The sequence below is a fragment of the Paraburkholderia phymatum STM815 genome (genome assembly GCF_000020045.1).
Taxonomy (GTDB): Bacteria; Pseudomonadota; Gammaproteobacteria; order Burkholderiales; family Burkholderiaceae; genus Paraburkholderia; species Paraburkholderia phymatum.
This window is the reverse complement of record NC_010623.1, coordinates 1664799-1689584: the sequence shown is the minus strand read 5'-3', so window position 1 is coordinate 1689584 and position 24786 is coordinate 1664799. Positions and strand designations below refer to the sequence as shown.

Sequence of the window (24786 nt, the reverse complement as noted above, 5' to 3'; positions counted from 1 at the left end):
GGAGCACCACCTTGACGATCGATAAAAAGCTTCGTTCTGTTGGCTTACCATCACAGGCCAGAGTTCTTCTTATTAGCAGATCACCCCTGATGCGCCAGGCTTTTATGGTCCGCAATCAAGGCGAAAGACGACCATCTCTAAAGGCTTTTGTTGCGAATGCATGGAGACAGAATGATCGGTCATTCATCCGTTGAACCGGATTGCGCGTTTTCGAAATCCGGATTCTCATCGCCCTGCTCGAGCCACGCGCAGATTCGCTGGACGGTCCATGCGGGGTCGTCGTGAGGAAGGTCGTGGCCGGCCCACGCGTGCCGCCAGTGCGGCGCGCCCCATGCTGCCGCGAGCGCCGCGGAGCACGCGGGGTCGACGAGTCCGTCCTCGCGCGTCGACAGCACGAGCGTCGGGCACGCGGGCCGCTGCCGTTGCGCGCTGAAGCGCGCGGCCGCAAACAGCTGCCGCAGCGCATTGATCCGGCTGACGGGCGCGCTTTCGCGAATGGCCACCCATGCCTTTACATCGGCGTCGCGTGTCTCGCCGTGGGTGCACGTCAGACGATGGATCGCTGCCTCCACGACGCTTGCCTTGCCCCAATGCCACGCGATGTGCGCGAGCCCTGCCCACGCCTGCGGACGCAGCCGTTCGTCGAAGCGGCTAAACGGGCGCATGCTGGTGTTGATCAGCACGAGCCGCGCGATATCGGCGGGATGACGCTGCGCCCAGCATGTCGCGACCATGCCGCCCAACGACATCGCCAACACGCAATACGGTCCCGGCGCGCCGCTCGCGCGTGCCGCCGCGCGCACGAAGTCCACCATCGCGTCCACCTGCAGCGGCGCACGACGATTCGCGTGTTCGCCGTTGCCGGGCAGATCGATGGTCAGCACGCACGCCGGAGCAGCGTCCGCGAGCGACGCGCCAGGCTTCATGCCGTCCAGCGCCGCGCGCAATGCATCGGGCAGTGCACCCCAATGGCGCGCTTCACGGGTCAGGCCGCGCAACAGTATCCACGTGCTCATTTCTCTTTGCGCCTGTACCAGAGGTCCGTTGCGCTGGCTAGCAACTGGTCGCGCCGGCTGCCGTGCGGCAGCCAACGCTCCGACGCATACGCCGCGCGCGTCAGGAAGTCGAGCAGGTTCGCGTGACGCCGCAACACGCGCGCGGTGCGGTGCGCCTTCACGGGATTAAACATGCCCTGGCGCGAGAAGATCTGGCGCGGGTTCTTCTTGATCCATAGCCACGAGCCGAGTTCGAGCGTCATTGGCAGAAAGATGTTGGGCGACGGCGTGCGGTCGTAGGCCCAGTCCCATAGGTCGCCGTGCAACAGGTACTGATGGCTCTGCGGCTCGAACGTGTAGCCGTGATGCGGATGCGCGCGCTCGAACATCGTCTTCAGCGCGTACATCTCCGGCAGATGCGGCATCGCCCGGCGCGTCTTCGCATACGGAAACCAGATGCTGTCGCTCCAGCCGTAGCCCGAATGGCAATCGAGTGCGAACGACAGCGGCCGCGTCGCGAGTTCTTGTGCGACGACGCCCAGCAGCGCTTCCGCCTCCCCTTCCATCGGCGCGCCGCGCCGCCCGCGATACCACGGCAGCCACGAACCGACGCGCTGGCCGCCCGCGAGCAGGGGCACGCGTTCCTCGGCGTCCTGTGGCGCGTTGCGCATCAGATCGACGCCGTTCGGATTCGCGCGGGTCGCGGCCCACATGCCGCCGGGATTGACGATCGGCACGATGTAGATACGAATGGAGTCGAGTTGCTGCAGCAGCAGTTCGTCCCATGTGAGCCGGGACAACAACGAGCGCATGTATTCGAGCACGAGCCGGGAGCCGATCCGTTCCAGCCCGTGAATGCCGCCAAAGAAACCGACGGCGGGGGCTTGCGGATCGCTCGATCCAATCGACGCGACATACACCTCGAACGTGCGGCCTGCTACTTCGACGTCGGCCACGCTCTCGATGTCGAACGAACGCGCGCCCTCGTCGAGCAGCGCCTTCAGATCGTCGTATTCGGCGAAGCTGTCAGGCAACAAACTGAAAGCGCGCATGGTTGTAGTTTCGTTATGGACGGCTGCATCGGGAGAGCGCCGCCTGCCACCGCCAATATAGCCGCTTCCTATGACGAACGCCTATCGGCGCGAACCCGTTGTGTGCGTTCGAAACCCGGCAGTTTCCATGCCACGGAATGATCGCGGAGACATGGCGTAAAACCGGTCGCACGCGTCCAACCCAGGCAGCACCGACCCGTCGTTCGTTTGACATACAGATGACACAAGGCGCAAACGGACACTGCGGCGCACCGCACACTGAGTCACGAATCGGCGAACCGGCGGCTACTGCTGCAAAGATATAGTCGTCTAGATGTTGCGACGCGTTCACTCAACCGTCACAGACGCTTTCTAGAATGTCCCACAACTTCCGGCACGCACCGCAGTCATCGACAGGACATACATGGAAGCAATCCGCATCGAACGTCTGAGCAAGACGTTCGGCAACGGCCGCAAGGCGCTCGACGAAATCGACCTGCGCATCGGGCAAGGCGAAATGGTCGCGCTGATCGGTGCATCGGGCTCGGGTAAGTCGACACTGTTGCGTCATATTGCGGGCTTCACAGTGTCGGATGCGCAGCCTTCACAGATTTCGATTCTCGGCCGGCCGATCCAGCAGGACGGGCGGATCGTGCGCGAAGTGCGCAGCATCCGCCGCGACATCGGTTTCGTATTCCAGCAGTTCAATCTCGTGAACCGGCTGACGGTCGAAGCAAACGTGCTGATCGGCGCACTCGCGCGCCTGCCGCTGTGGCGCCGTCTCACCGGCTGTTTCCCGCGCGGCGAGCGCGAGCTGTCGATGTCGGCCTTGAACGAGGTTGGCATCAGCGAACATGCGCGCGAGCGTGCGTCGAATCTCTCGGGCGGACAGCAGCAGCGCGCCGCGCTCGCACGTGCACTCGTGCAGCAAGCGCGCATCATCCTCGCCGACGAGCCGATCGCTTCGCTTGACCCCGAGTCGTCGCGCCGCGTGATGGACATGCTGCGTACGCTGAACATCGAGCATCGGCTAACGGTGCTGGTTTCGCTGCATCAAGTCGATATCGCGATGCAGTACTGCCAGCGCGCAGTCGCGATGCGGCGCGAGAGGATCGTCTACGACGGTCCCTCTTCCGCGCTCACGCCCGTGCTCTTGCAAAAGCTATATGGCGACGATGCGCGCGAGCTGCGCGAAGACACGCAGCAGCCGGACGGCGCAGCGAATGCCGCGTAGAGCAAACGCGTGCAGCCGCTCAACGCCGCATTCGGCCTGATTCCCTTTCCGCAAAGAAACGCTGTATCCGACTCACTCACCTGGATCAGAACACATGAAACTCCTGCGCTCTCTGCTGGTCTGCGTCGCGGCCGTGTCGGCTTTCGCCGGCTCCGCCGTCCATGCCGAAGACCTCAATCTCGGCATCATCTCGACGGACTCGTCGGCCGTGCTCAAGCAGCGCTGGCAACCGCTCATCGATGACCTGAACAAGCAGACGGGTCTGAACGTCAAGGCGTTCTTCGCAACCGACTACGCAGGCATCATCGAAGGCATGCGCTTTAACAAGGTGCAGGTTGCGTATCTCGGCAACGCATCGGCGATTGAAGCCGTCGATCGTTCGAATGGCGAAGTGTTCGCGAAGACCATGTACGCGAACGGCGATGCCGGCTACTACTCCGTGCTGATCACGAACGCGAACAGCCGCTTCAAGACACTCGACGATGTCTTCAGGAACACGAGGGACGTGACCCTCGGCTTCGGAGATCCGAACTCGACGTCGGGGTCGCTGGTGCCCGGCTACTACCTGTTCGCGCAGCACAACGCGCCTGTGCGCACGTCGTTCAAGACGGTGCTGCCGTCGAGCCACGAAGCGAACCTCCTTGCCGTCGTGAACAACAAGGTGGACATCGCGACGAACAACACCGAAATGCTCGACACGTTGAAAAAGCAGCATCCCGATCGTTTCGCGCAGGTGCGCGTGTTGTGGCAATCGCCGCTGATTCCGTCGGACCCGCTGGTGTGGCGCAAGGATCTGCCGGACGCGACGAAGGAGAAGCTGCGCAAGTTCTTCTACAACTATGCGGAGACCGACGCACGCGAGAAGTCGGTGATGGCGAACATCTTCAGCTATAGCGGTTTCTCGCCGTCGACGGATGCGCAGTCGCAGCCGATTCGCCAGATCAAGCTGTTCGAGCAAAAGCAGAAGATCGAAGCCGATGCATCGCTGTCGGATTCCGATCGCAAGACGCAGATCGCCGCCATCGACGCGAAACTGTCCGCGCTGAACACGCAAAAGCAATGAACGCAGCCGAACTGAGCGCCCATCGCTCGACGCCTTCGGCCGATCAGCCGAATCCCTCGCAGAAAGCGATGGCCGCTGCGGCGGGCAAACGCAGCTGGGTTTCGCTGCTCGGCTGGATCGCGTTGATCGCGGCGCTCGGCCTGTCGTGGCGGGCCGCCGACATGCGCCCGCTCGATCTGCTGTCCGATTCAGGCAACATGGGGCAGTTCGCGAAAGACTTCTTTCCGCCCGACTTCACCGAATGGCGCATGTATGTACACGAGATGGGCGTGACGCTCGCGGTCGCGGTATGGGGCACGGCGCTTTCCATTCTGTGTGCGATTCCGTTCGGCTTGCTGTCCGCGCACAACATGGCGCCCGCCTGGGTCGTGCAGCCCGTGCGCCGACTGATGGATGCGTGCCGCGCGATCAACGAAATGGTGTTCGCGATGCTGTTCATCGTTGCCGTCGGTCTCGGGCCGTTTGCGGGTGTGCTTGCACTGTGGGTGCATACGACGGGCGTGCTTGCCAAGCTGTTCGCCGAAGCCGTCGAGGCTATTGATGAGCGTCCCGCGGAGGGCGTTCGCGCGACGGGCGCGACAAGTCTCGATGAGATCGTTTATGGCGTGCTGCCGCAAGTCTTGCCACTGTGGATTTCGTATGCGTTGTATCGGTTCGAGTCGAATGTGCGCTCAGCGATGGTCGTCGGGATGGTGGGCGCCGGAGGCATCGGCGTCGTGCTCTATGAATCGATTCGCTCGTTCAACTATTCGCAGACTGCGGCTGTGATATTGATGGTTATTGTTGTTGTCACTGTCATTGATGTGGTGTCTGCCCGGCTTCGCGAGCGGGTTATATAAGGACGTCAGCACAAGCGCAAAAACCTGAACGAGCCTGCGCTGTAAAAAACCGCCACAAAACTGCACATAACAACACCACTCTACGCAATAATCTCAGTCTTTGCGCGCCAGCGCGCGCCCGCCGCCTGCGCCCCCATGCAGACCTCCGTCGTCCTACTCGTGCTCTTGTCCGCGATGCTCCACGCGAGCTGGAACGCCTTCCTGCGTCTTGCGGAAGACCGGGTCTGGCTGCTCGGCATGATGTCGATCCCGTACATCGCCGTAAGCGCAATCGGCGTAGCCGTCCTGCCACTGCCAGAGCCGGCCGCATGGCCCTATATCGCCGCGTCGGTCGTGCTCGAGTTCGGCTACTGCCTCGCGCTGATCCGCGCGTACGGCAGCGGGGACTTCGGCCAGATCTATCCGATCGCGCGCGGGCTCTCGCCGATGCTCGTGTTCGCGGGAGCACTCGTGTTCGCGCACGAATCGTTGAAGCCGCTCGCGGCGGCAGGCGTCGCGTTGGTGTCCATCGGCATCGTGTCGCTCGCGTTTCGCCGCGACATGCGTTTTTCGGGCGAAAGCGTACCCTACGCGTTGCTCACCGGACTGTTCATCTCGGCGTACTCCGTCGTCGATGGAATCGGCGCACGCGTCGCGGGCAACGGGCTTAGCTACATCATGTGGGTCTATCTGCTGTGGAACGTGCCGCAGTTCCTGCTCGTGTGGCACTGGCGCGGCGGCGCAAAAGGACTGTTCACGTCGCGCGAGACGATGATGAAAGGCATGCTGTCCGGCGTGATCGCACTGGCCGCGTACTGCCTCATCATCGAGGCCTATCGTTTTCTGCCCATCGCCATGGTGTCGGCACTGCGCGAACTCAGCTCCATTTTCGCGGTGCTGATCGGCTTCTCGTTCATGCACGAAAAGCTCACGGCGCAGCGCGTGTTCGCGTGCACGCTCGTCACGCTCGGCGCAGTTTTGATCCGTCTATAGGCGCTTCTCGCGCTGCTCACGCGAAAAGCGGCAACGTCGTGTCGATGGCGTCCGCGAGCGTGTCGAATGCAGGCGCGATTTCCTCGTCGGGCACGCATGCGTAACCGATCAGCAAGCCCGACTGTGCACGCGACGATTCCGCGTAATACCCCGACAACGGGCGCACGACGATATTGCGTTCCAACGCAGCCGCCGCGACTGCGCGGTCGTCGGTGCCGTCGGGCAGTTGCATCACCAGATGCAGGCCCGCATCGCCGCCCACGGCCGGCAACGCATTGCCATAACGCCGCGCGGCAGCGTCGAGCAAGGTGGCGCGGCGCTGCCCGTACAGCGTGCGCATCTTGCGGATGTGCGATGTGAAATGCCCCTCGGCGATGAAATCCGCAAGCATCGCCTGCTGCAGCAACTGCCCTTCGCGGTACAACTCTGCGCTGGCCGTCGCAAAGCTCTCGGCGAGCGCCTCGGGCACGACCAGATAGCCGATCCGCAGGCCCGGAAACAACGTCTTGCCGAAGCTGCCGACATAAATCACCTGCCCCGCCGTATCGAGCCCCTGAAGCGACGCAAGCGGACGGCTGCCATAGCGGTACTCGCTGTCGTAATCGTCTTCGATGATCCAGCACTGGTTCTGCCGCGCATATTCGAGCAGCATCCGCCGCCGCGCGAGGCTCATCACCATGCCGAGCGGATATTGATGCGACGGCGTGACGAGCATCAGCTTCGGTGGATGCGCGAGATCGTCGGGCGATGGCGCGATGCCTTCGTCGTCGACGGCGATCGGACGAGACTTCAGCCCCGACACGTGCATCACGCTGCGCACGCCCCAATAGCACGGATCTTCCGTCCAGATGACGTCGCCGGGATCGGACAGCAGGCGCACGGCGAGATCGACGGACTGGTGAATACCCGTCGTGACGATGATCTGCTGGGGCGTGCAGCGCACCGAGCGCGACGTGCGCAGGTAATCGGCCAGCGCATGCCGCAGGAGAGACAGGCCGCCGCCCGGCGCATACGTCAGGAGATCGGGACGCAAACGCCGCCAGTACTTGTTGTGCAGCCGGCTCCACACGCGCGCCGGAAAACGCGTGACGTCGGGCACACCGGGCATGAACGCGCCCCACTGACGCTTCGACACTCCCGCGCCCGCGACCAGCCGGAAGCCGCGCTGCGACAGCGCGCGTGAAGCCGGCTGCTGCGCATGCGGCTGCGTTTTCGATTGCTGCGGTGCCAACGCCTGCTGCAACTGCTGTACAGGCGCAGAATGGGATGCCGCCGCGCCTTGAGCATCCGTGGAGCCGACGATTTCATCGGGCGAAGTATCGGCGACGAACGTGCCGCGCCCGGTGGCCGACGAGACATAGCCCTCGAGCGCGAGCTGTTCGTAGACTTGCGTGACGGTGTTGCGCGCGATGCCCAGTTCGTTGGCCAGCAGCCGCGACGACGGCACCTTGCTGCCCGCCGGCAATTCGCGCGTCAGGATGGCCTGTTGCAGCAGCCGATGCAGCTGCCGATAGATCGGCTGCCCGTTGCCACGGTCGAGACGCTGCGCCAGCCAGTCCGACAACACACTCGCGCGCATGAAATTGGCTCCTGATTTTTTACTGAAATGGCTCTGAAACTTGGAGCCAAATCTGATTATAGTCGTTGCATGTGCCGCGACGAGCGCGAGCGCCGAACGAACCCAACAGGAGATCTCCGTGAAGAATGCTGAACTGAAGAGCCGCAAGGACGCCGCCACGCCGCGCGGCGTAGGCGTGATGTGCGATTTCTACGCTGCGCGTGCGGAGAATGCGGAGCTGTGGGACGTCGAGGGCCGCCGCTTCATCGATTTCGCGGCCGGCATTGCCGTTTGCAACACGGGGCATCGTCATCCGAAGATCGTCGAGGCCGTGCGCGCCCAACTCGACCACTTCACGCACACCGCTTATCAGATCGTGCCGTATGCGTCGTATGTCGAGCTGGCGGAAAAGATCAACGAGCGCGCGCCGGGCGACTATCCGAAGAAGACTGCATTCTTTACGACGGGCGCCGAAGCCGTCGAAAACGCGATCAAGATCGCACGCGCCTTCACGGGCCGTCCGGGCGTGATCGCGTTCACGGGCGGCTTTCACGGCCGCACGATGATGGGCATGGCGCTGACGGGCAAGGTCGCGCCGTACAAGCTGAACTTCGGCCCGTTCCCGGCCGATGTATTCCACGCACCGTTCCCGAATCCGCTGCATGGCGTGACGACGGCGGACTCGTTGAAGGCGATCGAATTTCTGTTCAAGGCGGACATCGATCCGAAGCGCGTCGCGGCGATCATTTTCGAGCCGGTGCAAGGCGAAGGCGGTTTCTATCCGGCGCCTGCCGAGTTCGTGCGGGCGCTGCGCAAGCTGTGCAACGAGCACGGCATTCTGCTGATCGCGGACGAAGTGCAGACGGGTTTTGCACGCACGGGCAAGCTGTTCGCGATGAATCACTATGACGTGGTTCCCGACCTGATGACGATGGCGAAGAGCCTCGCGGGCGGCATGCCGCTGTCGGGTGTGGTCGGGCGTGCGGATGTGATGGATGCGGCTGCGCCGGGCGGACTGGGCGGCACGTACGCGGGCAATCCGCTCGCGGTTGCTTCGGCGCATGCGGTGCTCGACATCATCGACGAAGAGCGGCTCTGCGAGCGGGCTGTGGTGTTGGGGGATCGCCTGAAGGCGAAGTTGACGGCGCTTCAGTCGGAAGTGCCGCTGATCGCCGATGTGCGCGGGCCGGGCGGCATGGTGGCCGTCGAGTTCTGCAAGCCGGGTACGTCGGAGGCGGATGCCGATTTCACGAAGCGCGTGCAGACTCGCGCGCTCGAGCGCGGGTTGCTGTTGCTGGTGTGTGGTGTTTATTCGAACGTTGTTCGGTTTTTGTTCCCGTTGACTATTCAGGATTCGGTCTTCGATGAAGCTGTTTCCATTCTCGAAGAGGTGCTGAAAGAGACTGTTGGCGTAGCGGCCTGATTTTTTCTTTGCCTGCGGCGGCTTTTTGGCGCTGGCATCCGCGGGTTGCCGTCCGCTTTCGATGGTTTATCTTCCGCTTTCGATTAAAAGGACAACTTCAATGACTACCCTGCAAAGCAAACTCAAAGACCCTTCGCTGCTGCAAAGCAAGGCCTACATCAACGGTGAGTGGCAACCAGCCGACAACAACGAAACCTTCGGGGTCCTCAACCCGGCAACCGGCGAGCACATCGCCGACGTCCCCCGTATGGGCGCACAGGAAACGCGCCGCGCAATCGAAGCGGCCAACGCGGCCTGGCCCGCCTGGAAGGCAAAAACCGGCAAGCAGCGCGCAGAAATCCTCCGCAAATGGAATGACCTGATGCTGGCGAACGCCGACGACCTGGCGTTGATCCTCACCACCGAACAAGGCAAACCGATCGCAGAAGCAAAAGGCGAAATCGGCTATGCGGCATCGTTCCTCGAATGGTTCGGCGAAGAAGCCAAACGCGTCTATGGCGATACGGTCCCCACCGTCGCCAACGACAAGCGCATCGTCGTGACCAAAGAACCCGTCGGCGTCTGCGCCGCCATCACGCCGTGGAATTTCCCCGCTGCGATGATTACCCGCAAGGTCGGCCCGGCACTCGCGGCAGGCTGCCCAATCATCGTCAAACCCGCTGAAGCGACGCCGCTGTCGGCACTCGCGCTCGCCGTGCTCGCCGAACGCGCAGGCGTGCCCGCCGGCGTCTTCAGCATCGTCACCGGCGATCCGAAACCGATAGGCGGCGAAATGACGGGTAACGCGCTGGTGCGCAAGCTCTCGTTCACGGGATCGACGGGCGTCGGACGTCTGCTGATGGCGCAGTGCGCGCCAACCGTCAAGAAGGTATCGCTGGAACTGGGCGGCAATGCGCCGTTCATCGTGTTCGATGACGCCGATCTCGATGCGGCCGTCGAAGGCGCCATCGCATCGAAATACCGCAATAGCGGGCAGACCTGCGTGTGCACGAACCGCTTCTATGTGCACGACAGCGTCTACGACGCCTTCGCCGGCAAGCTCGCGGCCGCCGTGACCAGGCTCAAGGTCGGTCACGGCACGGAGCAAGGCGTGCAGCAAGGCCCGCTGATCAACGAGGCGGCCGTACTCAAGGTCGAATCGCATATCGAAGATGCGCTCGGCAAAGGCGCGCGCGTCGTTACGGGCGGCAAACGTCATGCGCTCGGTCATGGCTTCTTCGAGCCGACCGTGCTCGCCGATGTCACGCCCGACATGAAGGTCGCACGCGACGAGACCTTCGGCCCGCTGGCGCCGCTATTCCGCTTCTCGTCCGACGAGCAGGTGATCGAGATGGCGAACAGCACCGAATACGGCCTCGCTTCGTATTTCTATAGCCGCGATATCGGCCGCATCTGGCGCGTTGCCGAAGCGCTCGAATTCGGCATGGTCGGGATCAACACGGGCGCCATCTCGAACGAAGTCGCACCGTTTGGCGGCGTCAAGCAGTCGGGACTGGGACGCGAAGGGTCGCACTACGGGATCGACGAATATGTCGTGATCAAGTACATGTGCATCGGCGGGATATAAATAAGGCTTTCGCTGCGACGCCGGCCGATGTTTGGCCACCGTCGCAGACGTTCTCCAATGCGCCCTAAGCGCCTCAGGACGCAACCTCGTTGCCGGTTTTCTTCGCCGGCGGCTGTTATTGATTCACCCACGCCGCCTCGTCGAGCACGCGATCGAACAGCCGGTTCATCATCGACTCCGGCAAATGCGACATGCCGAGCGCCGCATCGCGTGTCTCTCGATCAGATCGGCGGGAATCGCCCGGACCCAGTCGTTCAACGCTCGCCCAGCATTCGACGCGGCAATCCGATCTTTCATCGCGCCTCGAGGAAATCACGGCGAACGCTTGAGCGCCATCCTGAATCCATCGTGCAGTGCAAGTCTTCTGCGGGTGCTCCAGAACATTGAGCGCGGCAAAAAAATATTTGAACGCAGGGCTATGGTTTCGAAGCGCGCTGCCGATAACACCGCACATGAGTCCCTGACCGACGAGGCTTCCCAATGCCATTTGAATGTATCGTCCGCCGCCCGGCCCGCATGAAACGCAGCCTCGTTGTCCTCGTCGGCTGCGCAGGCGTCCTCGCCAGTCTGTCGATCTGGGGGCGTGTGCCCGCCGCGGCACTCGCTGATGCAGACCGTGAAGTCGCGCAGTTCGGTCCTGCGCTCACGGGCAGCACGTGCAGCGTCGAAGGCGCGGTGTCCAAGGACGTGCACGGCACGTTTTTGATGTGCTGGAAGCAGGTTTGGAGCAAGCCGTAGATAGCTTGCCCGTCAACCGGAACGGCCACTCGCGCCTCGCCTCGCGCCATGCAGCGCCTTCGCCGGTAATCCGGCGAGCGCTGTCTGAAACCGACGATGGGCGGCGCAGTTGTCTCCGATCTTCGCCGAGCGTGCCGCATCGAATGCCGCTCGCCCGCAGCACCCCGCTTCAGCTATCCGCATCTGCAGGCGGTTCCTCCGACATCCAGTGACGCACTTCCGGCCGGACGCTGAATGTTGGACTGTCCATCCATGCTTCGAGCCACGACCGCCAGCTTGTCCACTGCGCGTCGTCCATGACGAAATCTTCGTAATTCGCGCCTGACGCCGTCTCGTGCAACAGGACATACGCGACAGCATGTCCGTTCCAGTAGGCCACGAGTTCGTCGGTGAGATCCGCCGTCGTGCCCGTGCCATGATCGCGCAGTATGGTGCCGACCCTCTCTTCGAATTCGGTACGTGTCATCGCCTCGTGCCTCACATCCCAACTGACGGCCCGCACCGCAGGGCTGCGGGCCGATGACGGCAACAGCAATGCTCAGGCCGCGCGTGTGAACGACAGCGACCTGTCGCCGACCAGCTTGCTGCCCGCCTCGTCGAGCTTCTTCATGAGCTCGTCCTTGCGGGCGCGCAGCTTCTTGCCGAGCGCGACGAGGTCGACGCCGCTTTCGCGCAATTCCGGAAAGAGCGCCGACTCCTCTTCCTCGACGTGGTGCTTGACGAGTTCCGACATCACCTTGAATGTCGCGTCGAATCCATGATCGCTGGGCTTGAGCGAGTCGAACTTTTCGATCAGCGTCTTCACAAGAAAGTGCTCGACGTACGCCTCGTCCACGTCGATTTCGTCCTGCTTGTCCAGCGCCTTGTGCGCGACGGGATAAAGCAGTTCCTCTTCGAGGATAGTGTGTACGGTCAGTTCTTCGCAGGCCCGCCGCGCCAGCGTGCCCTTCGCTTCCAGGTCGTCGGCGGCGGCTTTTTCGAACGCTTCGAAAAGCTTTTCAACCGTGCGATGGTCGGCCTTCAATAACGCGATCGCGTCTGCGTCCGCATCGGACTCTGCCGAGCCGCGCGCTGCGCCGGATTGCTCGTTCATCATCGACTCCTTATCAGTGTGGGCAAGCCGCAGATGCCGGACGCCACCGCGTCTTCCGGGCCTGCAGGCAAGACGAGATTCAGCAATCGCTATTCCACTGAGTGTGACAAATGCGCTCGGGGTGCATCTTCGACTATTGGCCCGCGCGTCGCCGCACATTCTTGCCCACCCAGCCGGCCAGTCCGTTGCGCACGACGACCAAGGCAATCTTCCTCGGGCCCACGACCAACGTGCCGACCAGCACGGCGGCCAGCAGGGTGACGTTGGGCGCGGTCTTGACGAGTTCCAGCCCACGGACCGGCCAGGACGGCGCGCGTTGTGCATTTTCTACCTTCAGCGCAACCGATTTCGCCAGCAACTCTGCGCGGGAGGCTGCGAGTCGCGAGCGAAGCAGCGCTTCGCGTTCGGCCGCAAGCGGGGACGGCCGCTCGGTCTCACGTGTATTCATCGAAGTGCCTCCCGTGCCGTTTCGAGATCGTTGCGCAGTTCTTCACGCAAACCGTCGAATGAACGCGCGGGCCGTCGCTGTGCACGGACGACCGCGAAAGATGCCACGCACACCACGACCCATACGCCGGCGACGCCCCACGCGACATGCACGAAGTACCGTGTGCCGAGCGCCGTCGCAATCACGGCGACCGACAGGAACGACAGCGAAAACAGCGCCGCGACGGCCAGCGCAATCAATGCGATCACTTCCCGCACGAGTTGCGCGCGGGCCTGCTCCAGTTCGATGGAAAAGAGTTCGCCATAGTCCGCGATCCGGCTCGCGTAGAAGCGACCGACATTGCGCCAGCACGTTGCCCGTAGATGAATCGACATCGTTGTCTCGCTCCCAGAACGTTCGACACGCAACCCGCAAGCAATGTGCCGCGTCGCGAAAGCACCGCGTGCAAAAACGAAACACCCGCTCGCGAAAGCGCGTGTCTGACGGGCCCAGCACTTGCTCACGCAAGCCTGCGGGCATTGCGCACCGCGCGTAGGGCGAGCGTCGCGAAGGTCGGTGACGGATGGCAATGGTTCAATCAAGGGGCGACACATGGAAACGACGAAAACAGAAGGCGCGGTCCGCGAAGCGGCCGGCAACGTAAAGGAGACGATTGGCTCGATCGCGGGCGACGTCGGGATGCAGCTCGGGGGCAAGGCGGACGAACTGCGCGGCAAGGCGCAACAGGTCTGCGCCGACGCGACCGATCTGGCGCGCGACGCCATGTCGTCGAATCCGCTTGCCGTGCTGGCGGGCGCGATCGGGGTGGGCTTCGTGCTGGGCGCGTTATGGTCCGCGAACCGTCGTGCCGACATGTGACGCATGTTGCACGGTGCGAGAGCGGCGTCGACAGTATTCGCTTCTGTCGCACGCTCTCGCCGTCCTGCGCGCAGATCGAGCATGACCGCTTCGAGTGCAAAGCGAAGCGACGGGACATAGCGTGCGCTTCCGGCAGCGCCTGCCGGCTGCTGGAACGCAGATCAATGCATTCTCCACGCGACCAGCAACAACCTTTACCGGAAGTACACGGTCCACGTCGAAGCAGATTCGCGGCGTGAATGGGTAAGATCCCTTTTATACGGATGTTAGCGCGCTGCGGAACGATTTAACGCGACCGGCACCTGTCCGTAACCGGGAAGATATGGACCGTGACGTCCGGATTGCGTTGCCGCCTCAACGCCTCAACGCCTCAGCGCCTCAGCGCCTCAGCGCCCCAGCAATGCGCGCGGCCGCTCGCGCTGCCACCTCGCACCCGAGCACGATATGCTGCTCCGCCGTGTCTTCGATGAAATCGTGACTGACGCCTCCGATGCTCGGCACGAACAGCATGCAAGCTGGAATATGCTGCGCGATCACCTGTGCATCGTGCGACGCGCCGCTCGGCATATGCATCCATTGTCCGGGGGCGAGCGCGTCGGCGGCCTGTGCGAGATGCTGCTGCAGGGCCGCATCCATCGTGACGGGTTCTTCGGCGCCTTCGCACGCGATCAACTCCGCGCGGACGAGATGTTGTCCGTTCCATTCGTCGACCAGCGCAACGAGCGCGTTTTCCATCGCATGCAGCCGGTTGGGGTTTGCGTCGCGGAACTGCAGGTGCAGCACGGCTTTGCCTGGCACGACGCTGAAGGAACCCGGATCGAGATCGATGCGCCCGACCGTCCACACCGTATCTGCATCCGCGAGCCGGCCGAACGCATCGTCGATATGCGCGATGAACGCGACCAGCGCCGCCCCCGCATCGCGCCGTATCGCCATCGGCGTCGTACCCGCGTGATTGCGCTGCCCGATGAAGCGCAGCTGAAACTCGCGAATGCCGACGATCGTCGTCACCACGCCGATCAATTTCGCCGACGCCTCGAGCCGTCCGCCCTGCTCGATATGCGGTTCGAGATACGCACGTTGCCTCTTGCGATCGAGGGTCACGCGTGGCGTATTCGCGAGGCCCGCCTGAGCAAGCGCATCGCCGAGCAAGAGACCTTCGTGATTGCGCGCGCTTCGTAACGAATCGTCGATCGCGTCCCCGACGAAGCTGCGGCTGCCGAGGAAGCTCGAAAACGTCCCCTCTTCGTCGATCCATGATGCAACGTCCACCGCGAACTCGCGCGTGGCCTCGCATTCGCCAAGAGCGCGTGCGATTTCGAGTCCATAGATCACGCCGAGCGCGCCGTCGAGCCAGCCGCCCGTCGGCTGCGTGTCGCTGTGCGAGCCGATCACGAGCGCAGGGCCGGGCTTGCGTGAACGACCGAACACGGTGCCGACGCCATCGATGGCCGCGTCCAGCCCTGCGTCCGTCATGCGCCCCGCGAGCCAGCGGCGCGCGTCGATATCGACCGGCGAGAGCGATAGGCGCACCACGCCGGGCCCGGTCGCGCCGAAGCTGCGCAAGGTCTTGAGATCGTCAAGCAGGCGAATGGGATCGATGCGGGGGAAGTCTTCGTGCACGGTGCGTGTTCCGGGGGCTGTGGTGTAAGTGTGAACCGACAGGCAAGCGCCGATGCTAGCATCACCCGGGCGGATATCGCAGCGTGCCGTCGGGCTGCTGTTGCGCGCCAGGCGTCATCTTCGCGGGTTCGATGCGGCCCGCGTTCATGATATGCAGCACGGTCTCGCCACGCTCCAGCAGGTAATCAGCGATGATGCGGCGGTGGCATCGCCACCACACGGCTTCGGAACACATGATCGCGCACGTCTGCTGATGCCCGAGTTCGAGCAATTCGGCCAACGCCTGCTGAAATGCGGCGCTCATCGCGTAATCGGCATAGTTGCGAAACGCGGGATGCGTCCAGTAGCCATTGGGCGATGGCGCACTGCCCCTGGGTTTGCCGCGCCGCCCGCCGAGATCCGCAAGATGCACGTAGCCGATGTGTTCATCGCTCAGCGCATCCGGCAACGTCTCGCGATTGAATTGCGGATTCGTACGAGAGCGGGGAATGCTTCGCACATCGACCAGCGTCTCGATCCCGGCACCCGCCAACAACCCGAAGAACTCGCCCAAAGGGTGAGTCGAATGACCGACCGTGTAAAACGCATGTGACATCGACGCCTCCCGCAAGTGATCGCGACGATGCATCCAGTACCGGGCGGTTTCTCACGTTGGACTCAACGTAGTGAGCCAGCAATTCATGCTCCCGCTGCTAGCTGCATTCAGCGAGGCCGGAACCATGCTGGCTTCGACAAGTGCTCCGCGAAGTAGTCCGCCAATGCCGTGACCTTGGCCGGACGTGCGCGGGCCGACGGCGTCACGAAATAGAGGCCGCCCCTCGTCAGATGCCAGTCCGTCAGGATGGCCTCGAGCCGTCCATCGGCAAGGTATTCGCCCGCGATGAACTCGGGAAGCTCCGCGATCGCCAACCCGTCGAGCAGTGCCGGGAGCAGCGCATCGGAGTTGGTGACTCGCAACGGACCCACAGGTGTGACGGGCTCCTCGTCGCCGGCATCGTTGACGAACCGCCACACGTCGCTGCGCGCGCGATACGCATACGACAGACACGGCCGGCCAACGAGATCGCGCGGATGCGCCGGCCTTCCATATCGCTCCAGGTGTTCCGGCGAAGCGACGACGAGCTGTGACACGGGGCACAGGCGCCTCGCGACGAGCGACGAATCCGGCAAGGCCGCGATCCGCAGCGCCGCATCGAACCCTTGAGCGACGATATCGACCGTCGCATCCGACAAATGCAGGTCAATCGATACCTCGGGATACGCGCGAAAAAATCCCGGCAGAAGCGGCGCGACCCAGCGCAGTCCGAAGGACATCGGCACGGCCAGACGCACCAGGCCGCGCGGCTGGACCGACATCTCGCGCGCGGCATTTTCAGCGGCTTCCGCCTGCCGGTAGATGTCGGCCGCCTTTTCGGCAATCGTGTGGCCGAACTCCGTCAGCGCCAGCTGACGCGACGTGCGATTGAAAAGCCGCGCGCCCAACCGCTCCTCCAGGCGCGCGACCCCGCGCGATACGGTCGCGACCGATACGCCCATCGCCCGTGCGGCCGCCGCAAACGACCCCTCTTCGGCCACCTTGGCGAACATCGCCAACCCTTCGAAATCCGGAAGGTTCGTCATTTCATTTTTGCAATGATGGTTTGCAATCAATTCTATTTCGAAAAGACCGCCCCGTCGATATTCTTCTTACATCGCTTCACCGCTTACCGAAACCTGATTAACCCAGCAAAGGAGAAACATCATGGCACGCAGACTCGAAGACAAGATCGCATTGGTGACGGGCGCTACCAGCGGCATCGGACTGGCCGCCGCAAAGCGCTTCGCAGCGGAAGGCGCGTACGTGTACATCACGGGCCGCCGCCAGGCCGAACTCGACGCGGCCGTCGCCGCCGTCGGCGCAGTCGGCGCAGCCACGGGCGTGCGCGTGGATTCGTCGAAGCCCGAGCAGCTGGACATGCTGTATGAGCAGATTCGCGGCGAGAAGGGTCGTCTCGATGTGTTGTTCGCCAACGCAGGCGGCGGCACGATGGTGCCGCTCGGCGAAATAACCGAGGAGCACTATCACGATACGTTCGATCGCAATGTGAAGGGCACGCTTTTCACCGTGCAGAAGGCATTGCCGCTGCTGTCGAAAGGCGCATCGGTGATTCTCACCGGCTCGACGACGAGCATCGAAGGCACGGCCGCGTTCAGCGTGTACTCCGCATCGAAAGCTGCGATCCGTAATCTGGCCCGCAGCTGGATTCTCGACCTCAAGGACCGCGGCATCCGCGTCAACACGATCAGCCCCGGTGCAACGAGGACGCCGGGCCTCGTCGAACTCGCGGGTCCGGACGCCGCGCAACAGCAAGGTCTGCTCGACTATCTGGCCTCGCGCATTCCGCTCGGCCGCGTGGGCGAGCCCGAAGAAATCGCGGGCGCGGCGCTCTTCCTCGCATCGGACGATGCGAGCTTCGTGAACGGCGCCGAATTGTTCGTCGACGGCGGACAGGCACAAGTCTGAGCGTGAACACCAGCGAAGGCAGCGGCGTCGATGCGGCTGCCTTCGCGCGAGTGGAGTATCACACCATGATTGAACGTCGGCCTTTCGAGGCCCTCGGGCGTATCGAGTGCGACTGGCTGAAGGCCAGGCTGCATTTCCGCTTCGGCGAAACCGGCTGCGCTGCGCACGCGCCGCTCGGCCCGCTCTATATCTGGAACGACGATGAGCTTGCGCCGCAGTCGGGGTTCGGCATGCATGCGCATGCGAATGTCGAGATCGTCACTTATGTGCGTTCGGGTGCGATCACGCATGAGGACAGCTTCGGCAACGCGGGCCGCATCGAGGCCGGGAACGTGCAGGTCATGAGCGCTGGAAAGGGCGTGCTGCACGCCGAACGCAACGAGGAGCCTGAGCGGACACTGCTTTTCCAGATTTGGCTGTCGCCGCGTTCGCGCGATGGTGAGCCGCGTTGGGCGATGCGCCGGTTCGATCTCGATGCGCGGCGGGGACGCCTGATCGTGCTCGCGAGCGGCCGCGCTGCGGATGTGCACGCGGGAGCGCTGGCGATCAATGCCACCGCGCGTGTGCTAGGCGCAACGATGCTTGCGGGCGAAACGCTCACGTATGCGTTGCCCGATGGGGCATCCGCATATCTGGTGACGACGACGGGCCGCGTCGACGTGAACGATGTCCGTCTTGCGGTACGCGACGGTGTTGCATGCATCAGTGAACGGACGCTCACGATACGTGCATTTGACGACACGACCGTCGTGATGGTCGAGCTGGTTGATGTGTATTAGCCCGGACCTGGGGCTCGCTCGTTCGGACGGAGCGATTCGAAAAAAAACATCACGCCAGGCGAGCATGTGGCGCCAGGCCCCGTCCAGATCGAAGATGCTCCCAGCCCAGATCGCCAAAGCACGGGCCCTGTGTAGCCTCTCCGAACTTCACGTCGTTATGCTCCGCGTTCCACTCCAGAACCTTCACGCCCTCGTGCATGTCGACGGCTACGTCCCATCCGATGCAGCCGATGAAGGGCACTTTGCCGTGCAACTGCAGTACCTTCCTGACGCAGCTGTCGAACGCAGGCAAGATGACACCGGAAAACTTCGCCTTCGAATCCGGATGTTCGCGCACGTCCGTCCAGTCGTTCAGATAACCGACGGGATCGAGCTCCCCAGTAGATCTATTCACCGCAATGCAGACCTCGCTGCCTGACTGGATGTGGGTCTCACCGGCTCTTCCCAGGCGCAAAAAACAGGCGCGAAGCGAGATCACCCCCGAAGGCTCGACGACCGTTGTAAAACGCAAGGTCGCCACGGAATCCGGGGTAAAGCGGTCGAATAACTCGTGCTGCCTGACGAAGGTCTGGAATACCCCGTTGCCTATCGACTGAATGAAGTTCGGATCGAATGACTTGCGGTCGAATATGAATACGCCTTTTCCCTGTGCAGAAGCGTCACGTTTGAAAGCGATCCTGTCGGTTTCGCGGAATAGCGTACGTTGAAGTTCGACGCCGGATATCACCGTGTTTTGCGTCGTATAAAACAGGCCGTTCGCGAGGTATCCGATATCCGGAAAGGACTCGTCTCCAAAGATCAGCCAGGACGCCGACTTCAATGACGAAATCTTCCCGTAGGAACCCTTTGTCCGCGGCACTACGACAGCGCCGTAGTAGTTGTCCGGAATCCAGCCCTCCTTGAATGCGCCGTTCAATGCGGCATACACGCGAAGCCACGGTGCGTACACTGCGTCGCCGAAAACATCGCGTGCGTACGATTCGATCTGACGACATACGTGAGGTGCGAGTTTTCCTCGACGTTTTTCGATCGATCGCAGAGCTTGTCCGGCCTGAATAGCATGGACCAGATGAAATTTATAACTGGCGAGCCTCTTTACCGATGCTCTGGCCAGACGTTCAACGTCAACTCGCATGACATGCTCCGTCCAATAGCCGAAGAGAACAGGTGGCGTTTTACCTGCTCCGCAGTTCTTGCTGTTCTATGAAAAGCAGCGGCACCAGTCAGAAGCAATAACAGGGTGTTCGCTGAGACAAGCCTTTTTCTTTTGGCCTGGTCGGTGCGCCATGATAGACGCCGCAGTCATGCACGTCGCATGCCTGGCCATAAACGACGTGAGATTGACTCTGAGTGTTGAGTCCGGGGGCAGGTTGACCTTGGAGTCCGACAGCGAAAAATGCACGGACACCTTCACGTAAACGACAGGAAGCCGGGCAACGCCGGCATCAGCTGACCCATCGCGAATGCGTGCGGCGCGCTGATGCGCGGATTGCCCGTTGGCTGCGGCTATTCCGCCGGCGACTTGACTGACGGGGTCGCCAGCGTGTTATTGCTCTTGGGCGCGGGGTGCGGCGTCGACGTGTTGTTCGGGGTCATGCCCGGATTCGCCGCTCCAGTGCCCGTGCCGCCCTCGTAATTCGTGGAACCAGGCGTGCCGTAGCCGCTCGTCGTGTCGTTCCCCTGGTTCATTGCAGGGCTGGACGTGCTGCCATGACTCGAGGCGCCTTGGCCGCCGCCCGCCGTCCCTCCCGTGGACTGCGCAAAAGCCCCGCCTGACAGCCCGAGCGCGGCAACAGCCGCCACCAGTGCACCAATTGCCTTATTCATGATCCGTTCCTCCTTAATCTGGATTGGAATAATCGACGCAGACATTCGCGGTCTGCTTGACCATGAACCGCGCAAGCACCGTGCCTTACGGCTGTTTTGCGGACGGCCCGGCACTCCTGTCGGGTATTGGGTGCGCGATCAGTGATAGATCGACCTGGACGATTGCAGCTTCGTCATCACGCCTCCCTTTAGCCGGAACCAGCCTTGCGAACTTTGCATGACCACTTCATCACGTTGCCAGAACACGCGTTTCACAGTGATACGCGCGCCCGAGCGCTGCACGAGTGGAGGACGACGGCGGAGATCATAGAGAACGGGGCCGGAATCGGTCTGCACGAGCGTGCGTGAGAGCTCGTCGTTTGCGTTGCCCGTGTCATCGAAATGCGCGAGTGTGTTCGCGCCGAAACGATCGAAAGTCTGCTTGTCGAGCATGGCCACGAAGTCGCGATCGACGCGTGCGAACTGCAGTTGCCCCGAGGGTGTGGCGAGCGGTCCCGAATCGTTACTCTGCGCGTGAACGCAAGTTGCGAAACAGGAAGCTGCGAGCGCAGAGAGAGACAGTCGTGTCATATTTCCTTTGCATTAGGCGGCGAAAGACCATTCGATGGACGCATTTTGGGCGCCCGATATCAACATGGCTGTTTACCACAGCACCGCGTGTAGTCGAAAGCCTCATGCGCTAGCGGCACCCGGTTCGTGTTTCGCGTGACCATGCGCCAGCAGCTTGCGACGAACCATATCACGCAGCGGCGCGACAAGGTGCTCGTGGAAATAGACGGCCGCAACGGCCGTGGCGATCAGGTATAACGGCAAGCCGCCCATACCCGGCACGACATCCTTCGACACCGCCGCGCAAGCTGCGAAGTGCTTCGCGCATTCAAAGGGCGATATTCCCATTGAAAGCAGCTTGGTTGCCTTGATCATCAGCATGAATATCGGCGCGTGAATCGCGAAGATGGACAGTGCGGAATTGCCTAGCCTCGATGCGAGACGCTCGCAATTTTCAGGCAATTTCACAGACGTGCACAGCACGATCAAAACCAGTTCTGCGGGCAGCATCGCGCCGTTATGCACGAGATAGCGCGCGTACTCCGGACCATGTGCAACCGCCCATGCTCCCACTACAAAGCAACAGGCGACGAACGCCAATGCAATGACGCGTCGACTCGGAGCCGATGCAATGGGCGCGAGCGTTCCCTCACGGCACATCCCGTACAGAACAATGCCGCCAAGGAATTCCGGCGATCGCAAAACAGGGTTCCGCAAGATCGTCCCCACCGCAACGGGATCGTACCAATGCAGCACACTCGCAAGAACGGGAGGAACGAGATACAGCCCACACAACAGACAGAGAAGCGCCGGCTTGTTTCGTCCAGCCAGCAGGCGCGGAGCGGCAAACGGAAACGTGAGGTAGAAAAACAGCAGCACCGCGAGCGACCACGATGACGGATTGATCGATCCGTACAACGGGTTCCAGACCTGAAGCAGCAGCACGTTGAGCACCACGTTCAACGTCGCCATCGAGGGTGCCAATGCAATCGTCTTCTCAGGCCCGTCGTCGAGGGTCATTAGCGCAAACGCCGTGATCGCATGGGTGCTGACGAGAGCAACCGCAAAGAAAAGCGCGAGCCCAATGAAATGAATCACGTACAGGTTAGAAAGGCGTTTGACGAAGAACGTCCGTGTGCTCCCTCGCATCGAGTCCGATTCGCCGAAGTAGACGTGAGCGAGGATAAAACCGGAGAGCACAAAGAAAGTGCTGGTCACAAAGCCGCCCATCCCTGCAAGTTCGATCAACGGAATGCCCCGGCTTTGCGGATATTGATGAATTGAATGAAAGAGCGTCAGGTAAAGGGCAAGCGCAAACCGCAGCAGGTCGAGACCGGAGAACTTTGCTTTCATGACACGCCCCCGAGATGAGCGGTGCGACTGCGCCAGGCGCGCAACCGGGATTGCCTCACGACCAACAACGGCCGCAATGCATGGACCGTAAAGGCAGGTCGCCTTCTCACGAAAAGCATAAAGCTCTCTCGCGACGCCACGAAACATAACGACGCTAAAGCCCTAGGTGTTGGCGGGTTAAACCGTTTGTGGAGAATGCGCGAGCGAGCGGCAAGCGTCGGCAAGACAGCGTATCGCCGGAATCGGTCTCTTGCGGCAAATGTGTCGCCATGCAATTGAGCTCGCGAGCAACATTGACATGCGTGCAAATAGACAGAGTCAACGCGGCGCCATTACACGCAGCACCGGATGCCCGTCGACATTCTTTAACGGAAAATATACGCGGTGTGTTGCCGGATCGACGCCGACGACATGCGCGTTAGGGCCAATGCTGCCCTGGCCCGTCTTCGTCAGGCTTGATGTATCGAGTACGAACATCGAGACGATGCCTGCCTCACCCGCAACATATAGCGTGTTCGTGCCGGAATCGAATGCGAGTACGTCGGGGCCGTCACCCACATCGAACGACTGAGCGACTTGTCTAGTGAGCAGATCGACAACCAGAAGTCTGGCGTTATCTTCGCAGGCGATCATCGCAAGGTGGCGCGGCGAAACGATGTACAGACCATGATTTCCTTTTGCACCGGGCAAATCGATGTGCGCGACGATCGCGTCGTTCGCCGGGTCGATCTCGATCAGTTGCCGCCGCGACTGCGCGTTGACGAAGATGTGCCCGGATGCGGCGTCATATTGAGTATTTCCGATAGTGCCGCCCAATATGATGGTGTGTGTGCGACGATTGGATCGGGTGTCGATCACCGTCTCTGTTCCGCCCGTCTCGTCCGATATATACAATTTCCGCGTGCCCGGCGCGTAGGCCATTCCATCCGGATAGACGCCGCCCGGCATGCGTGCGGTGATTTTCAACGTCGATTCGTCGATGGCGACGACTTCGTTCGAGCCTGTCGCCGACGCATAGACGCGTGACAGTTCGGGCACGGCGAGTACACCATGCACCTCGGCGATGTTGCCAATGCGCGCGACAACCCGCGATGCCTGTGTATCGAAGACGATGACCTCGCTGTCGCCCAGATGCGCGATAAACAGCAGATGCCTGTCAGGGTCGAAGCTTTCGTAATCGAGCCGGGACGTGCGGCCCGGCAAAGGGATGTCGGCGATGTGCGAAAGCGGCAACGCGGCTGTTGCGTTGTCAGCAGCATTCGAATCGTCATGCGTGACGAGTGCCGCAACGGCGGCGACGGCAACCACGACGGCACGAGTACCCATAACGGACCTCCGCCGGCTTTAGCGTGACGGACTGCGCCGGACCGGGAGAAGCAGCGCGGCAAGGCTGTCGTAGCAAGTGGCGAACCCGCGCCCGGATCGTGCGATTGGCTCTCACGATAAGCCACCATCCACCCGCGGGGCAGCGCAACGCGATCACGGGCGGACGTCGTGAAATCCGCAACTGCTTAATTGTGCAATCCGACGGGCTGATGAACGACGCCCTCGACGCGCTGCATCCAACCCGCCGGCGGTTCAGTCAGACGCACGTCTTGATGCGCCTCGGCGTCGTCGGCATGCTCATCGACATGCAGACACGGCATCGCGAAACGGATTCGCAGGATCGCCTTCATGGCGCGCTCGTACGCTGTCATGTTGTCTTCAGCAGGCATGATCGCCGTCAGTGCCCGCGCGAAACCCGAGGCGCCTGCTACGAGGCCGTCACCCGGCGCATCGCACTGCGAGAAGGTCCGTCGCATGTCGTCTTTCAACGCCTGAATTGTCGCGATGACCTTTTCATAGGCTATGTCAGGCGCTTCCAGATGGTTTTGAGAGTCGGGCACGCAGCACATTGCTGGCACGCACGCCAGCACGTCCCTGTCGTTGTCGGCGCGCGTTGCGAGGGTTTTGATGTACGCGACCTCGACAGCGGAGATCGTGTCGCGTCGCGAACAGCAACCGTATGCCCGCGAGGCGCCGTGGACAGCCGACGCGAACGACGCAAAGTCGCGGAATTTCAGGTGCCGCGCGGCACATTCGAGCACGGCGTCGGGCGACAACCCGAGTTCATGGGCCACCGACAGACTCGTTTTCATCGCGCACAGAAGAAGTGCGGTCCACTCGTCCTGACGGCACACACTCATCGAACTCGTGTTCATCGCGGCCTCTGCCAGGGATATCGCGCATTCTCCGATATTACGCTGCAGGACCTTTCAACTCCATTATTCCGCTGTCGATGAATCAAGCCTGCGCGGCGATCTTTCTGATAACACCCAGTCCTGCGCCCCCCT

The 24786-nt window shown here is 62.1% G+C and carries 27 protein-coding genes; 10 read left to right on the top strand and 17 right to left on the bottom strand.

Features of this window, described 5'->3' with window-relative positions; translation table 11 throughout:
• Positions 1–179: 179 nt before the first annotated feature.
• Positions 180–1016, bottom strand: a complete 837-nt coding sequence (locus BPHY_RS23250; protein WP_012403907.1) for an alpha/beta fold hydrolase — start codon at positions 1014–1016, stop codon at positions 180–182.
• Positions 1013–2047, bottom strand: coding sequence for a M14 family zinc carboxypeptidase (locus BPHY_RS23245; protein WP_012403906.1), 1035 nt, complete (start codon positions 2045–2047; stop codon positions 1013–1015). The genes BPHY_RS23250 and BPHY_RS23245 overlap by 4 nt, the downstream gene beginning before the upstream one ends.
• 403 nt (positions 2048–2450) lie before the next feature.
• Here BPHY_RS23245 and phnC point away from each other — a divergent pair, with 403 nt between their 5' ends.
• The 4 genes from phnC (at position 2451) to BPHY_RS23225 (ending at position 6134) form a co-directional block, all read left to right on the top strand.
• The gene (phnC, locus tag BPHY_RS23240) at positions 2451–3260 is read left to right on the top strand and encodes a phosphonate ABC transporter ATP-binding protein (RefSeq protein ID WP_012403905.1); all 810 of its coding nucleotides are present in this window, start codon (positions 2451–2453) and stop codon (positions 3258–3260) included.
• 94 nt (positions 3261–3354) lie between these two features.
• Positions 3355–4323: a phosphonate ABC transporter substrate-binding protein gene (gene phnD, locus BPHY_RS23235; RefSeq protein WP_012403904.1), complete on the top strand. Its 969-nt coding sequence runs from the start codon at positions 3355–3357 to the stop codon at positions 4321–4323.
• A complete protein-coding gene (gene phnE / locus BPHY_RS23230; protein WP_012403903.1) occupies positions 4320–5162 on the top strand; it encodes a phosphonate ABC transporter, permease protein PhnE in 843 nt (280 codons plus the stop codon). The genes phnD and phnE overlap by 4 nt, the downstream gene beginning before the upstream one ends.
• 135 nt (positions 5163–5297) lie before the next feature.
• The gene (locus BPHY_RS23225; protein WP_012403902.1) at positions 5298–6134 is read left to right on the top strand and encodes a DMT family transporter; all 837 of its coding nucleotides are present in this window, start codon (positions 5298–5300) and stop codon (positions 6132–6134) included.
• 16 nt (positions 6135–6150) lie between these two features.
• On the opposite strand, the gene pdxR is transcribed toward BPHY_RS23225, so the two are convergent.
• Entirely contained in the window at positions 6151–7713 is a 1563-nt protein-coding gene (pdxR, locus tag BPHY_RS23220; protein WP_012403901.1) for a MocR-like pyridoxine biosynthesis transcription factor PdxR, read from the bottom strand.
• Positions 7714–7831: 118 nt separating this feature from the next.
• Here pdxR and BPHY_RS23215 point away from each other — a divergent pair, with 118 nt between their 5' ends.
• A complete protein-coding gene (locus tag BPHY_RS23215) occupies positions 7832–9115 on the top strand; it encodes a 4-aminobutyrate--2-oxoglutarate transaminase (protein ID WP_012403900.1) in 1284 nt (427 codons plus the stop codon).
• A 100-nt stretch (positions 9116–9215) separates the two neighbouring features.
• Positions 9216–10682: an NAD-dependent succinate-semialdehyde dehydrogenase gene (locus BPHY_RS23210; protein ID WP_012403899.1), complete on the top strand. Its 1467-nt coding sequence runs from the start codon at positions 9216–9218 to the stop codon at positions 10680–10682.
• 115 nt (positions 10683–10797) lie between these two features.
• On the opposite strand, the gene BPHY_RS23205 is transcribed toward BPHY_RS23210, so the two are convergent.
• Positions 10798–11169 (bottom strand): hypothetical protein, encoded by a 372-nt coding sequence (locus BPHY_RS23205; RefSeq protein WP_157686673.1) that lies wholly within the window; start codon positions 11167–11169, stop codon positions 10798–10800.
• A 29-nt stretch (positions 11170–11198) separates the two neighbouring features.
• On the opposite strand from BPHY_RS23205, the gene BPHY_RS23200 reads away from it, so the two are divergent.
• Positions 11199–11420, top strand: a complete 222-nt coding sequence (locus BPHY_RS23200) for a hypothetical protein (protein ID WP_244257701.1) — start codon at positions 11199–11201, stop codon at positions 11418–11420.
• A 169-nt stretch (positions 11421–11589) separates the two neighbouring features.
• Here the strand turns inward: BPHY_RS23200 and BPHY_RS23195 are convergent, their stop codons facing one another.
• The 4 genes from BPHY_RS23195 to BPHY_RS23180 all read right to left on the bottom strand — a co-directional run bounded on the left by BPHY_RS23195 (position 11590) and on the right by BPHY_RS23180 (position 13335).
• Positions 11590–11886, bottom strand: a complete 297-nt coding sequence (locus tag BPHY_RS23195; protein WP_012403897.1) for a hypothetical protein — start codon at positions 11884–11886, stop codon at positions 11590–11592.
• Between the two features lie 72 nt (positions 11887–11958).
• Complete coding sequence (locus BPHY_RS23190; RefSeq protein ID WP_012403896.1) at positions 11959–12516, bottom strand: hemerythrin domain-containing protein; 558 nt, start codon at positions 12514–12516, stop codon at positions 11959–11961.
• A gap of 130 nt (positions 12517–12646) precedes the next feature.
• On the bottom strand, positions 12647–12961 hold the full coding sequence (locus BPHY_RS23185; RefSeq protein WP_012403895.1) for a hypothetical protein: 315 nt from the start codon (positions 12959–12961) through the stop codon (positions 12647–12649).
• Positions 12958–13335, bottom strand: a complete 378-nt coding sequence (locus tag BPHY_RS23180) for a phage holin family protein (RefSeq protein ID WP_012403894.1) — start codon at positions 13333–13335, stop codon at positions 12958–12960. Before BPHY_RS23180 ends, BPHY_RS23185 begins: the two co-directional genes overlap by 4 nt.
• A gap of 217 nt (positions 13336–13552) precedes the next feature.
• Between BPHY_RS23180 and BPHY_RS23175 the strand changes: the two genes are divergently transcribed.
• Positions 13553–13819, top strand: a complete 267-nt coding sequence (locus tag BPHY_RS23175) for a CsbD family protein (protein WP_012403893.1) — start codon at positions 13553–13555, stop codon at positions 13817–13819.
• A gap of 378 nt (positions 13820–14197) precedes the next feature.
• Here the strand turns inward: BPHY_RS23175 and BPHY_RS23170 are convergent, their stop codons facing one another.
• The 3 genes from BPHY_RS23170 to BPHY_RS23160 form a co-directional block, all read right to left on the bottom strand.
• The gene (locus BPHY_RS23170; protein ID WP_012403892.1) at positions 14198–15442 is read right to left on the bottom strand and encodes a Zn-dependent hydrolase; all 1245 of its coding nucleotides are present in this window, start codon (positions 15440–15442) and stop codon (positions 14198–14200) included.
• A gap of 61 nt (positions 15443–15503) precedes the next feature.
• Positions 15504–16037: a DUF488 domain-containing protein gene (locus BPHY_RS23165; RefSeq protein ID WP_012403891.1), complete on the bottom strand. Its 534-nt coding sequence runs from the start codon at positions 16035–16037 to the stop codon at positions 15504–15506.
• Between the two features lie 107 nt (positions 16038–16144).
• Complete coding sequence (locus BPHY_RS23160; RefSeq protein ID WP_012403890.1) at positions 16145–17062, bottom strand: LysR family transcriptional regulator; 918 nt, start codon at positions 17060–17062, stop codon at positions 16145–16147.
• Between the two features lie 121 nt (positions 17063–17183).
• Between BPHY_RS23160 and BPHY_RS23155 the strand changes: the two genes are divergently transcribed.
• Positions 17184–17945 (top strand): SDR family NAD(P)-dependent oxidoreductase, encoded by a 762-nt coding sequence (locus BPHY_RS23155; RefSeq protein WP_012403889.1) that lies wholly within the window; start codon positions 17184–17186, stop codon positions 17943–17945.
• Positions 17946–18010: 65 nt separating this feature from the next.
• On the top strand, positions 18011–18724 hold the full coding sequence (locus BPHY_RS23150; protein ID WP_012403888.1) for a pirin family protein: 714 nt from the start codon (positions 18011–18013) through the stop codon (positions 18722–18724).
• Positions 18725–18773: 49 nt separating this feature from the next.
• Here the strand turns inward: BPHY_RS23150 and BPHY_RS23145 are convergent, their stop codons facing one another.
• From BPHY_RS23145 to BPHY_RS23120, 6 genes are all read right to left on the bottom strand, one after another.
• The gene (locus tag BPHY_RS23145; RefSeq protein ID WP_012403887.1) at positions 18774–19859 is read right to left on the bottom strand and encodes a sugar-transfer associated ATP-grasp domain-containing protein; all 1086 of its coding nucleotides are present in this window, start codon (positions 19857–19859) and stop codon (positions 18774–18776) included.
• A 371-nt stretch (positions 19860–20230) separates the two neighbouring features.
• Positions 20231–20551, bottom strand: a complete 321-nt coding sequence (locus tag BPHY_RS23140) for a hypothetical protein (RefSeq protein WP_012403886.1) — start codon at positions 20549–20551, stop codon at positions 20231–20233.
• A 138-nt stretch (positions 20552–20689) separates the two neighbouring features.
• Positions 20690–21121, bottom strand: coding sequence for a hypothetical protein (locus BPHY_RS23135; protein ID WP_012403885.1), 432 nt, complete (start codon positions 21119–21121; stop codon positions 20690–20692).
• A 102-nt stretch (positions 21122–21223) separates the two neighbouring features.
• Positions 21224–22600 (bottom strand): acyltransferase family protein, encoded by a 1377-nt coding sequence (locus BPHY_RS23130; RefSeq protein ID WP_244257702.1) that lies wholly within the window; start codon positions 22598–22600, stop codon positions 21224–21226.
• 171 nt (positions 22601–22771) lie between these two features.
• On the bottom strand, positions 22772–23779 hold the full coding sequence (locus BPHY_RS23125; protein ID WP_012403883.1) for a YncE family protein: 1008 nt from the start codon (positions 23777–23779) through the stop codon (positions 22772–22774).
• A 185-nt stretch (positions 23780–23964) separates the two neighbouring features.
• Positions 23965–24654 carry a hypothetical protein gene (locus BPHY_RS23120; protein WP_012403882.1) on the bottom strand — a complete coding sequence of 230 codons (690 nt, stop codon included), beginning with the start codon at positions 24652–24654 and terminating at the stop codon, positions 23965–23967.
• Between the last annotated feature and the right edge of the window lie 132 nt (positions 24655–24786).